The sequence below is a fragment of the Pseudorhodoplanes sp. genome (assembly GCF_046289595.1).
In the GTDB taxonomy this organism is placed as follows: domain Bacteria; phylum Pseudomonadota; class Alphaproteobacteria; order Rhizobiales; family Xanthobacteraceae; genus Pseudorhodoplanes.
The window spans coordinates 1-11,699 of the sequence record NZ_JBKBVB010000125.1 but is presented as its reverse complement, the minus strand read 5'-3'; the positions used below and the strand labels follow the sequence as shown (position 1 = coordinate 11,699).

The 11,699-nt window shown below is 64.9% G+C and carries 10 protein-coding genes and 1 pseudogene; 9 read left to right on the top strand and 2 right to left on the bottom strand.

Annotated elements, in window-relative coordinates:
- Positions 1-146 precede the first annotated feature (146 nt).
- The 3 genes from rpsR to rplI all read left to right on the top strand — a co-directional run bounded on the left by rpsR (position 147) and on the right by rplI (position 2,107).
- Positions 147-395, top strand: coding sequence for a 30S ribosomal protein S18 (rpsR, locus tag ACK41X_RS19675; RefSeq protein ID WP_409726765.1), 249 nt, complete (start codon positions 147-149; stop codon positions 393-395).
- A gap of 116 nt (positions 396-511) precedes the next feature.
- Positions 512-1,456 (top strand): DUF2232 domain-containing protein, encoded by a 945-nt coding sequence (locus tag ACK41X_RS19670; protein WP_409726763.1) that lies wholly within the window; start codon positions 512-514, stop codon positions 1,454-1,456.
- 45 nt (positions 1,457-1,501) lie between these two features.
- Positions 1,502-2,107 (top strand): 50S ribosomal protein L9, encoded by a 606-nt coding sequence (gene rplI / locus ACK41X_RS19665; RefSeq protein ID WP_409726761.1) that lies wholly within the window; start codon positions 1,502-1,504, stop codon positions 2,105-2,107.
- Positions 2,108-2,196: 89 nt separating this feature from the next.
- Here rplI and ACK41X_RS19660 read toward each other — a convergent pair whose 3' ends face one another.
- Positions 2,197-2,820, bottom strand: coding sequence for a hypothetical protein (locus ACK41X_RS19660; RefSeq protein ID WP_409726759.1), 624 nt, complete (start codon positions 2,818-2,820; stop codon positions 2,197-2,199).
- Between the two features lie 283 nt (positions 2,821-3,103).
- On the opposite strand from ACK41X_RS19660, the gene ACK41X_RS19655 reads away from it, so the two are divergent.
- From ACK41X_RS19655 to radA, 4 genes are all read left to right on the top strand, one after another.
- On the top strand, positions 3,104-4,360 hold the full coding sequence (locus ACK41X_RS19655; RefSeq protein WP_409726757.1) for a class I SAM-dependent methyltransferase: 1,257 nt from the start codon (positions 3,104-3,106) through the stop codon (positions 4,358-4,360).
- A 278-nt stretch (positions 4,361-4,638) separates the two neighbouring features.
- Positions 4,639-6,138 (top strand): replicative DNA helicase, encoded by a 1,500-nt coding sequence (locus ACK41X_RS19650; protein ID WP_409726755.1) that lies wholly within the window; start codon positions 4,639-4,641, stop codon positions 6,136-6,138.
- Positions 6,139-6,208: 70 nt separating this feature from the next.
- A complete protein-coding gene (alr, locus tag ACK41X_RS19645; RefSeq protein ID WP_409726753.1) occupies positions 6,209-7,366 on the top strand; it encodes an alanine racemase in 1,158 nt (385 codons plus the stop codon).
- 48 nt (positions 7,367-7,414) lie between these two features.
- Positions 7,415-8,821 (top strand): DNA repair protein RadA, encoded by a 1,407-nt coding sequence (gene radA, locus ACK41X_RS19640; RefSeq protein ID WP_409726751.1) that lies wholly within the window; start codon positions 7,415-7,417, stop codon positions 8,819-8,821.
- Positions 8,822-9,256: 435 nt separating this feature from the next.
- Here the strand turns inward: radA and ACK41X_RS19635 are convergent, their stop codons facing one another.
- Complete coding sequence (locus tag ACK41X_RS19635) at positions 9,257-10,477, bottom strand: serpin family protein (protein WP_409726749.1); 1,221 nt, start codon at positions 10,475-10,477, stop codon at positions 9,257-9,259.
- Between the two features lie 224 nt (positions 10,478-10,701).
- On the opposite strand from ACK41X_RS19635, the gene ACK41X_RS19630 reads away from it, so the two are divergent.
- Together ACK41X_RS19630 and ACK41X_RS19625 are read left to right on the top strand one after the other, a co-directional pair.
- A complete protein-coding gene (locus ACK41X_RS19630; RefSeq protein WP_409726747.1) occupies positions 10,702-11,361 on the top strand; it encodes a CvpA family protein in 660 nt (219 codons plus the stop codon).
- Positions 11,362-11,386: 25 nt separating this feature from the next.
- Positions 11,387-11,699 (top strand): annotated as a pseudogene (locus ACK41X_RS19625) (amidophosphoribosyltransferase); the annotation flags it as partial.

Here is an 11,699-nt window from a genome sequence, read left to right as displayed (position 1 = left end):
TCCGAGTGTGAGGCGTGAAAAGAAGGGTGCTGTGGTTTTGGTGTTGTTTTTGGCGGCGCCTGCGCTCTTGCTCCTCACCGCGACCGCGATGAGCGCGGCGGGCGCGACGACGCAGATGTGTCGGGCGATGGAGCGGAGGACTGATCATGTCGATGCAAGCATCCGGCGGCGGCCGCCGCCCCTTCTTCCGGCGCCGCAAGACCTGCCCGTTTTCCGGCGCCGGCGCCCCGAAGATCGACTACAAGGACGTTAAGCTGCTGCAGCGGTACGTCTCCGAACGCGGCAAGATCGTGCCGAGCCGCATTACCGCGGTGTCGGCGAAGAAACAGCGCGAGCTCGCCCAGGCGATCAAGCGCGCGCGTTTCCTCGGCCTGCTGCCTTACGTGATCAAGTAGGTCGAACGACCGAACAACGCGGCGTCCGGAACGATCCGGACGCCGATGGTTGGGGCAAGCACGCGGCCTGACTGCGCGACTCGCCTCTAACCGCTGAACAAGCGGGACAGCTCGTGATGATGCCAGTGGCATTGATGGGACTTGGTGCGGGTGCCGCCTCGGCTTTGCTGATGGCGACCATGGCCACGCGCTCGCCCCTCTCGCTGATGCTGGTGCTGCTGGCGCCGCTGCCGATCATGATCGCTGCGATCGGCTGGACGCACTGGGCCGCGCTGTTCGGCGCAGTTGCGGCGGCACTGGCCTTGGCCATCGCTTTCGGCGAGCCGCTCTGGATTCCGATCTATCTCGTCGGCGCCGGGCTTCCCGGATGGTGGCTCGGCTATCTGGCGCTGCTGGCGCGCGGCGACGAGGACGGCAATGTCGAATGGTATCCGGTCGGACGGCTGGTGATCTGGTGCGTGGCCATTTCGGCGGCGATCGTCATCGTCGTCATGTGGAACGTGCGCATCGACGAGGACCAGTTCCAGGCGGCGCTGAAGCTCGCGCTGGAACGCGTTGCCAAGGAATACGGCGCCTCGGCGCCCGATTTCACCAAGATGGACGTCAAGCGGGTCGGCGAATTGATCGCAAGCTTCGTTCCTCCCGCCACCGCGGCGATGATCACCTTCGCTTATGCGCTTAATCTTTACGTTGCCGGACGCGTCGCGGGTCTGTCGGGGCGGCTGCGGCGGCCATGGCCCGATCTCTCGGCGCTGCGTTTTCCGAAATTTGCCCCGGCCGCGTTCGCTGCTGCGCTCGCGCTGTGGTTCATGCCGGGGCTGCCTGGCATGGCCGGCGGCATCGTGTCCGGCGCCTTCATCATGGCCTATGCGATCCTTGGTTTTGCCGTGCTGCACGACATCACGCGCAATCTCGGCATTCGTCCCTTGGTGCTCGGGCTCGCCTATTTCGTGGTGATGGCGGCGGTGTGGCCGGTATTCTTCATGACCATGCTCGGGCTTGCCGACAGCATTTTCGATTTTCGCAAAGGCCCCGCGGCGACGCCGCCGGCCACCACCTGAACCTGAGACATCCGACCTACACAGAAAGCTCAAGGAGTAACCGATATGGAAGTGATCCTGCTCGAACGCGTCGCAAAGCTCGGCCAGATGGGCGAGACGGTCCGCGTGAAGGACGGTTTTGCCCGTAATTTCCTGCTGCCGAAAGGCAAGGCGCTGCGTGCCACGAAGTCAAACAAGGAGCGCTTCGAGGCCATGCGCAAGGAGCTCGAGGCCAAGAATCTCGAAAATCGCTCGGAGGCCCAGAAGATCGCGGACAAGCTCAACGGCCAGAGCTTCGTGGCGCTGCGCCAGGCTTCCGAATCCGGCCAGCTTTACGGCTCGGTATCGGCGCGCGACATCGCCGATCTCGTCACCGAAGGCGGCTTCTCGATCTCGCGCAGTCAGGTCGCCCTGAACGCGCCGATCAAGATGATCGGCCAGCACAAGGTCGAGATCGCGCTGCATCCCGAAGTCGAGGTCAATGTCGCGATCATCGTCGCCCGCAACGCCGACGAGGCCGAGCGTGTCAAGCGCGGCGAGGACATCACGGTGAGCCGCGAGGCGCAGGACGAGCGCGAAGCCGCCGCCGCCGCGCAGGCCTTCTTCGATCCCGAAGCCCGGCGCGAGGACGAAGACGCAGGCGAAACTGAAGACGCCGCCGAGAAGGCCTGACGCAGCACTGCTGTTGCGATCATTGTTCAGACACCGACCGGGCATGTCCCGCTCCCGCCGGGCATGCCCGTTTGTTTAGGCCGGCTGGTTTACAGCGGAATTTCTGGCGGCGGCGGCTTCGTTTCGACCGGCGCCGGCGCGTCTTGGGCGGGCTTGGCCTCGATCTCAGGCTCGGGAGCCGGTTCGGGCGCCGCGACGGCCGCGGCGGCCGCAGCAGTCGGGGGCGTCGCGGGCGCTGGCGTCGCACGCCCGGGAGTCGCCGCCGGGGGCTTGCGTTTGGCCGCCGGCTCGCGCTCCGCAGGACGGGCCGCTTCCTGAGGTCGCCGTTGATCGTCGTCCGCCGGCCTGCGTCCGACCGAAGCAGGCGGACGTTCGACCGGCGCCTGCCGTGCGGCCGGGGCGGACGGCGCGCCGCGGCCGATGGACGCCACATAGCCAGCCAGCATCGCCGCATGCTGCACGCTTGAGCTGTAGTGCTGGCGCAGAAATCCGGTCAGTTCCCGTTCCCCGCGTCCCTTGGCGAGCCCCGCCGCGCTCTGATGGCAGACCGCGCAACCGGACTTGAACAATTCCGCCGCGGACCGGCCCTCGTTGAGATCGATGGCCTCGTTCTGGTGGCCGGTAGGCGGCCCCGCGCCAGGCGCAGAAGGTCTGGGCGGCGCACCACGCGGCTGCGCCGCAGCCTCCAGCGCGACGACTGCGCCAGTCAGCATGATCAGCCCGGCCAGCCCGCCTCTCCAAACAGCTCCTCTATCCCGCAAAACCGTGCTCCCGCGGCGCGCCGAAACCTGAGCCACGCCATCCAACCCGCACAGACCAACCCCAAACCGGCAACCGCCGGCCATTAGACGCCGAATGTGGCTCATTTTCGAAACCGACCAACTGCGCCTCGATCAGTTACCACCGCATTGCGGCACCGGCCAGACTTTGGTCTAATCAAAAAAATTTTGGGCGTCGCCGGTCGAAAGGACGGCGGGCTGATGGATGGAGGCGGCCGTGGAACGGTTGCTTCGGATTGGTCTGACACGGTTCATCCGCAGCGGCAATCTGCGCGTTTCGATTGCAGACGGAAAGCCACTGGAATTTGGCGACGGAACCGGCACACCCGTCGCCGTCCGCTTCGTCAGCCGCAGAGCCTTGCTGAGGCTCTTTCTCAATCCCGAATTGCGGCTTGGCGAGGCCTATATGAAAGGCGACTTCGTGCTGGATGCCGGCACCCTCGCCGACCTGCTTGCGCTGCTGATGTCGCAGACCCCGCATGACAGCGTCCCGTATTTTGCGCGTCCCCAGGCCCTTGTGCGCTACGGCCGCCGCCGGATTGACCAGTTCAACCACCGCCGGCGCGCCCGCCGCAATGTTGCACACCATTACGACCTCGACGGCAGGCTCTATTCGCTGTTTCTGGATGCCGACCGGCAATATAGCTGCGCCTATTTCGAGCGCCCGGGCCAGTCACTCGACGACGCGCAACTCGCCAAGAAGCGGCATCTGGCGGCCAAGCTGGTCGTCAAGAACGGCCAGCGCGTTCTCGATATCGGATCGGGCTGGGGCGGCCTTGCGCTCTATCTCGCAGACTATCTCGGCGCCCGCGTCACCGGCGTCACGCTGTCGGACGAGCAATTGAAGCTGGCGCGGGGCCGCGCCGCCGAGCGGCAATTGGCCGGCCGGGTCGACTTCCGGCTGCAGGATTATCGCGACGTTACCGAGCGCTTCGACCGGATTGTCTCGGTCGGGATGTTCGAACATGTCGGGGTCGGACATTACCGCACATTTTTCAACAAATGCGCGCAGCTTCTGTCAGACGACGGCGTGATGGTGCTGCATTCGATCGGCCGTTCCGAAGGGCCGAACGCGACCAATCCCTGGATCGAGAAGTATATATTCCCCGGCGGTTATATCCCTGCCCTGTCGGAGGTGCTGCCGGCGATCGAACGCGCCGGCCTGATCGTCGCCGACATCGAGATCCTTCGGCTGCATTATGCCGAGACGCTGAAAGCCTGGCGCGAGCGCTTCCTGGCCCATGCCGAGGAAGCCCGCAGGCTCTACGACGACCGATTTGTGCGGATGTGGGAGTTCTATCTCGTCGCCTCCGAAATGGCGTTCCGGCACCAGGGACTGATGGTCTTCCAGATCCAGCTCGCCAAGCGCATCGACGCAGTCCCTGTCACCCGCGACTATATCGCCCGCGAAGAGGAGCGGCTGCGCAGGCTGGAACGCGGCAGCCCGCTGCCGCTGCGCATGACCGGCGAATAAACGCGCTGTGGAGGGCTTGCGCCGCTGCGCGAATTGCCTTCCTTCCGTCAAGAAGAAAGCGGACGTTCAAGAGCGTTCGATGCGGATTTGCGTGGGTTGTGGGGACATCGAAGATTGCCGCAGACGGATCGCGGCGGCGGTGCTACAGCACTCCCGTCGGGGTTCGTCGCAATCTCGGAGGTGACGCGTAAACCATCTTTGTTCGGCGTAGCGTTGCGTTGGCGTGCCGCGTTTTGGCGACCTAAGAAACTGACTGATAACAACCGTTCGTTGGACCGATGGCATCGCTGGACCAGACCGCGCGCAAGCTCGCTGCGGATCAGACGCCGCACTACCGCGTCGCCCCGCACAATATCGAGGCCGAGCAGGCCTTGCTGGGCGCTATTCTCGTTAACAACGAGGCCTATTACCGCGTTTCGGATTTCCTCGAGTCGCAGCATTTCTTCGAGCCGATCCATCAGAAAATCTTCGAACTCGCCTCGCAACTCATTCGCGCCGGCAAGGTCGCAAGCCCGGTCACGCTGAAGACGTTTCTGCCGGGCGACCTCGATATCGGCGGTCTCACCGTGAGCCAGTATCTCGCGCGCCTTGCCGCCGAAGCCACCACCGTGATCAATGCGCAGGATTACGGCCGCACCATCTACGACCTCTCGGTGCGCCGCTCGCTGATCGTGATCGGCGAGGACATGGTGAACGAGGCCTATGACGCCCCTGTGGATTTCGAGCCTGCGAAGCAGATCGAGGAGGCCGAGCGCAGGCTCTACGAAGTCGCCGAAAGCGGCCGCTACGAAGGCGGCTTCCAGGCCTTCTCGCAGGCGCTGACCACCGCCGTCGACATGGCCGCGAAGGCCTATCAGCGCGATGGCAAACTCTCGGGCATCGCCACCGGGCTGCACGACCTCGATTCCAAGATGGGCGGCCTGCAGCATTCCGACCTGATCATCGTCGCGGGCCGCCCCGGCATGGGCAAAACCGCGCTTGCGACCAACATCGCCTATAATGTCGCCAAGGCCTGGCAGGGCGAAGTGCGCCCGGACGGGCACATCACCACGGTCAATGGCGGCATCGTCGGCTTCTTCTCGCTGGAAATGTCCGCCGAGCAGCTCGCCACCCGTATCATCGCCGAGCGCACCGGCATTCCCTCGAGCACGATCCGCCGCGGCGGCATCAGCGAGCAGGACTTCGAGTTGATCCGCGACGTCTCGCTCGAGTTGCAGAACATGAAATTCTTCGTCGATGAGACCGGCGGCCTGTCGATCGCCCAGCTCGCCGCACGCGCAAGGCGGCTGAAGCGCCAGCGCGGCCTCGACCTTCTCGTGATCGACTATATTCAGCTGTTGCAGGGCTCGGGCCGGCGTGGACAGGAAAATCGCGTCCAGGAAATCACCGAAATCACCACCAGCCTGAAGGCGCTTGCCAAGGAGCTCAGCGTGCCGGTGATTGCGCTCTCGCAGCTGTCGCGGCAGGTCGAAAGCCGCGACGACAAGCGACCGCAACTCTCGGACCTGCGCGAATCCGGCTCGATCGAACAGGACGCCGACGTCGTGCTGTTCGTCTACCGCGAGGAATACTACCTGCAGAACAAGGAGCCGCGGCCGGGCACCGAGGAATATACCAAGTGGCAAATCGAGATGGCGGCGGTCCATGGAAAGGCCGAGGTGATCATCGGCAAGCAGCGCCACGGCCCGACCGGGACCGTGCAGCTGCAATTCGACGGCAGCGTCACCCGCTTCAGCGATCTGGCGCCGGAAGACCGGCTGCCCGAGCGCATCCCCTGACCGCCTTAGTTTTGCTTCCGGTTGCGTGCTTAGACATATTCGCACTCCCCGATCTTCAGCAGAAAGCCCGATGCTGTCTCCGGCGCCAGACCTGTCCTCATCCGAATTCGCGTCCGGGCCACCCGCCGACGAAGCCGGCGGCGTCCTGACGATCGACCTTTCGGCGATCGAGGCGAATTACAAGTCCCTGAGCAGAACGGCGGTGCCGGCCGAATGCGCGGCGGTGGTCAAGGCCAACGGTTATGGGCTTGGTCTCGAACAGGTGGCGACGCAGCTTCGGCAAACCGGGTGCACCACTTTCTTCGTCGCCGACCTCTCCGAAGGCAAGCGGCTGCGCAAGGTCGCGCCCAACGTCACGATCTATATCCTCAACGGGCTGCCGCCGGGGACCGGCCAGGTTTTCGCCGACCACAATCTGCGGCCGGTGATCGGCTCGACCGCCGAGCTCGCCGAGTGGGATGCCTTTGTCGGCGCCGCGAAATGGGACGGCGGCTTCGCCTTGCATGTCGATACCGGCATGAACCGGCTCGGCATATCGGTGGAGGAGGCCGCCGCGATCGCTGCGCGGATCGATCTCGAACATCACGGCATCGAGCTCATCATGAGCCATTTCGTGGCCTCACAATTCGCGGAGAATCCGCGCAATGCCGAACAGATCGCGGCTTTCCGCAACGTGCGCGCGATGTTTCGCGGCGTGCCGGCTTCGATCGCCAATTCCTCCGGCATCTTTCTCGGATCGTCCGCCCATCTCGACATCGTGCGCCCGGGCGCGGCGCTTTACGGCATCAACCCGACGCCCGGCAAGCCGAACCCGATGAAGCCGGTGATCGATCTCAAGGTGCGGATCGCGCTGGTGCGCGACATCGCCTTCGGCGACACCGTCGGCTATGACGCAACCTGGACCGCACGGCGGCCCTCGCGCATTGCCATCGCCACCATGGGCTATGCCGACGGCTTTGTCCGATCGCAAAGCGGCAGCGACCAGAAGCCGGGCGGCACCCTGTTCGTCAACGGCAAGCCCTGCCCGATCGTCGGCCGCATTTCGATGGACCTGGTCGCGCTCGACATCACCGATCTGCCGCCAGGCAGCGTCAAGCGCGGCGAATTCGTGACCGTGATCGGCGAAGGCCGCGACGTGGACGCGATGGCGGAGGCGCTCGACACCATCGGCTATGAGGTCCTGACCAGCATCGGCCGGCGCTATGCGCGGATTTATAAGGGCGAATAGCGCCGTTCCCCCTCGCCCTTCGACGGCGAGTGCCTCACAATATACATCATGAGTCGCAAGGCCCTCTCCTTCGTCTGCCAGAATTGCGGCGCGGCCTATTCGCGCTGGCAGGGCAAATGCGAGTCCTGCGGCGAGTGGAATACGCTCGCCGAGGAGAGCGCCGAGGCGCCCGTCGGCAAGGGCGGAGCGGCGAAAATGCCGGGTCGCGGCCGCGCCTTCACGCTGCAAACGCTGTCCGGCGGCAGCGAAGAAGCGCCACGGCTCGCGACCGCGCTCAGCGAATTCGATCGCGTCACCGGCGGCGGCCTGGTGCGCGGTTCGGTGATCCTGGTTGGCGGCGATCCCGGCATCGGCAAGTCGACACTGCTGGTGCAGGTCGCCGCCGCGCTCGCCCGCAGAAAGCAGCGCGCGGTCTATATCTCCGGCGAAGAAGCCGTGGCACAGGTGCGGCTGCGCGCCGAGCGGCTCGCGCTGGCCGATGCCCCCGTCGAACTCGCCTCCGAAACCTCGGTCGAGGACATCATCGCAACGCTCTCGCAAGGCGACCTGCCCCGCCTCGTGGTGATCGACTCGATCCAGACCATGTGGACTTCAAGCGTGGAATCCGCGCCGGGCACGGTGACGCAAGTCCGCGCCTCGGCACAGATGCTGATCCGTTTTGCCAAACGTTCAGGCGCCTGCGTGATCCTCGTCGGCCATGTCACCAAGGACGGGCAGATCGCAGGCCCCCGCGTGGTCGAACACATGGTCGATGCGGTGATGTCGTTCGAGGGCGAAGGCGCGCATCAATTCCGTATCCTGCGCGCGGTGAAGAACCGCTTCGGCCCGACCGACGAGATCGGCGTCTTCGAGATGACCGGTCTTGGCCTGCGCGAAGTGCAGAATCCGTCCGAGCTGTTTCTCTCCGAGCGCGATCTCGGCTCGCCCGGCACCGCAGTGTTCGCCGGCATCGAGGGCACGCGCCCGGTGCTGGTTGAAATCCAGGCGCTGGTCGCGCCGACCGCGCTCGGCACGCCGAGACGAGCCGTGGTGGGCTGGGATCCGAGCCGCCTGTCGATGGTGACCGCCGTGCTGGAAGCCCATTGCGGAGTGCGGCTCGGCACCCACGATGTCTATCTCAATGTGGCCGGCGGGCTGCGTATAAACGAGCCTGCGGCGGATCTCGCGGCTGCGGCTGCGCTCGTATCCTCCCTCGCAGGCGCTCCGCTGCCGGCCGATGCAGTCTATTTCGGCGAAGTGTCGCTGTCGGGGGCGCTGCGGCCGGTGGCACAGACAGCGGCGCGCCTGAAGGAAGCGGCGAAGCTTGGCTTCCAGCGCGCCTTCCTGCCCGATCCCGGCCGTGCCGAGGCGCCCGCCGACGCCGCACTGACGCTGAGCCCGCATGGCAATCTCGCTTCGCTGGTTGCCGACATCGCAGCAACCGGCAACCGCAACCGGTTGCGCCGCGAGGCGTGATCGGCAGTGAGTCTAGCGGCTCAGTCCAGTTGACACGCCCGCCAGGGCGATGGCGCGGGCGCTTGGCCGCATCTCGGGCTGGAACAGACGGCCCTCAAGGGACGCCGCAAGGGCAACCGGTCCGATGGCGTAATGAACCGCAAGATGCGACGCCGCCACCAAGGCCAAAGCGATAAGGCCTGCGCAAAAGGTTTGCCGCCGCATGAAGCCCGCCCGTTAAGACTTGCTTAACCATACGGCATGGATCAGGCTTTGCACAGGCTGTGCGTGCCGCGCGGCGGCGAGCCCGGTCAATCATCGATCGCGAACGCATCCGCCGAGAGTCTTTTCGCTTTTCTTTGAATCGCGAAAAGACTCTCAGTTGTTGCGTTGGCGCGTTTTCTTCACGCGAACCGGTGCCCACTTCGCTCGAAAACGCTAGAGTGGCGGCGGCTCTCAGCGTCGCGGATCGCTGACCCGCCCCATGAACAGGACGGCGCCGGTCTTGTCGTCGGCGATGACGAAGGCGAACGGACGGTCCACATCGAACCGCTCCAGCGCGCCCGGTTTCATGGCGCGGGTCGTCACCACCACGGCGGTCGCGGCGGCGGCTTCGGTACCCTCCTCCGCAACCTCGATCACCGCGCGATGCGCGATCTGGTCGATGGAGGATTGCGCCTGTTCGCGCGGCAGGCCGGTCAGTCCGGAGAGGTCCGATTGCGACGGATCGAACACCTTGCTCATGCCGAGCGCCGTGAAGGGCGGTATCAGATCGGCGGCAAATTCAAATTTGAATTTCGGAAGCGAGAGCTGCAGCGGACGGGGCTCGGCCGCGGCGAGCCGCTTCAGCAGTCTCTCGAACTTGGTGGCGTCAAAACCCGCCATCACCGTGTCGATGCCGTCGATCGCATCCGGCAATATCACAATCATCGACAGCCCCTCGCGCGCATAGGGCAGCCGGATCGCGCGGTAGCCATCGGCTTTCTCCACCGGAAAGCTCGCCGACTGCCACATGGCCGCCACGTCGGCTGTTTCGGCCCGGGTCAGATGAAACGGACGCTCCTGCGTCGCATTCCTTGCGAAAGGTCGCGCCCATGGCGCTTTGAAATAGACCGCGTTGAGCAGGACATGGGAGTCCTGCGGGCTGAGCCTTTCGATGATCGACGGAATCTTGCCTTCGGTCTTGTCCTTCACGAAGGCGTTCACGGTCGCCAGATCGACGTTCTTGAAAATTTCGGCACCGTATATCGTGCGGATGGTGTCTTGATAGCTGTCCGCAACCGTTGCGGCCGGATTGACCAGCATGAGCGCGTTCGCGATGCGCAGCTGCGCCGTCGCATCGGCAGCATCGGGCGCCGCGGCGCTCAGCGCGGCCAGAAACTTGGCATTGGCGGCATCGATGGCCTGGCGGGACAGGCTGTGGCGCAACACCCTGCGCATTTCGGCCTCGGTCTCGCCGCGCGCGCCGGTGAGCACCATCGCCATCGCGGTCCCGATCGACAAGGGCGACAGGACAACATTGCCCGGCTCCGCGGACAGCTTGCGAAACAGCTCATGTCCGGACTGGTTATAGGCCTGCGCAAGCGCACGGCTGTCCTGTGCCGCCGCCGAAACCGGCATAGCAAGGAGCAGCGCCGCCAGGATCGCAGCCCATCGGCTGCAGCATCCAGCCATCATGATCGTCTCCGTCCCGGATCCTTGAGCGCCATTGTGGCGGAACAGACCCGGCCGCGAAACCCGTCCCGCTCCACCCAGCCAGGGACACCGCGCCATTGTCTGTGTCGCCCCGAACCCGACTGTGGTTCAAGGCACAATCCGGGCAGAAAGACGGGTGACGACGCGCGGACGGGCGGCTATACAGGCGCGCCCGTCCCGCCCCCGGACCCGATTATTCCGCGCCCATGCCGATCACGTTGCTCGACATCATTTTACTGTCCGTGATGCTGATCTCCGGGCTGCTCGCCATGATTCGCGGCTTTATGCGCGAAATCCTGTCGATTGCGGCCTGGGTCGCGGCGGCCGTGGCCACGCTTTATTTCTACAAGCGGCTGATGCCGGTCGCGGAAAGCTACTTCAACAACCAGTATGTCGCGGCGGGCGCCGTGATCGGTGGCGTGTTTCTGGGCACCCTGCTCATCGTCTCGATCATCACCGTCCGGATCTCGGACATGATCCTGGATAGCCGAATCGGTGCGCTCGACCGGACCCTCGGTTTCCTGTTCGGGCTCGGCCGCGGCCTGATCATCGTTGTCGTCGCCTATCTGTTTTTCGACTGGCTGGTGCCGCAAAAGCAGCAGCCCACTTGGGTCACCGATGCAAAATCACGGGTTGTTCTGGCCGGAACCGGAGATTGGCTGAAGTCGATGTTGCCGGACGACCCGGAAAGCACCATCTTGAGGCGGCTGAAGCGTCAGAAGGACGGCGAAGGCGAGGACCAGCCCGGTCAACGCTCCCAGTCGACGGTTCCCGGTCCGGGGCGCAACTCCGGCGAAGGCTATGATCGGGCCGAGCGGACCGATATGCGTCAGCTGATCGAAACGAGGGCCGCCCCCGCGCGCTAGCGGGCGATGAGGGTTTGGACGCGCGATGACACTTCCTTCCGAGACCGGCGCCACCTCCCTTCCCGATCACGACGTCGATCTCGACCTCAATGCCGACCGTCTGCGCGAGGAATGCGGCGTGTTCGGGATTTTCGGCCATCCGGATGCCGCCGCCATCACCGCGCTCGGGCTGCATGCGCTTCAGCATCGCGGCCAGGAAGCCGCCGGCATCGTGTCCTTCGACGGTCATCGCTTCCATTCCGAACGCCGAATGGGCCTCGTCGGCGACCATTTCTCCAAGCGCGACGTCATCGACCGGCTGCCGGGCATGTCCGCAGTCGGCCATGTCCGCTATTCGA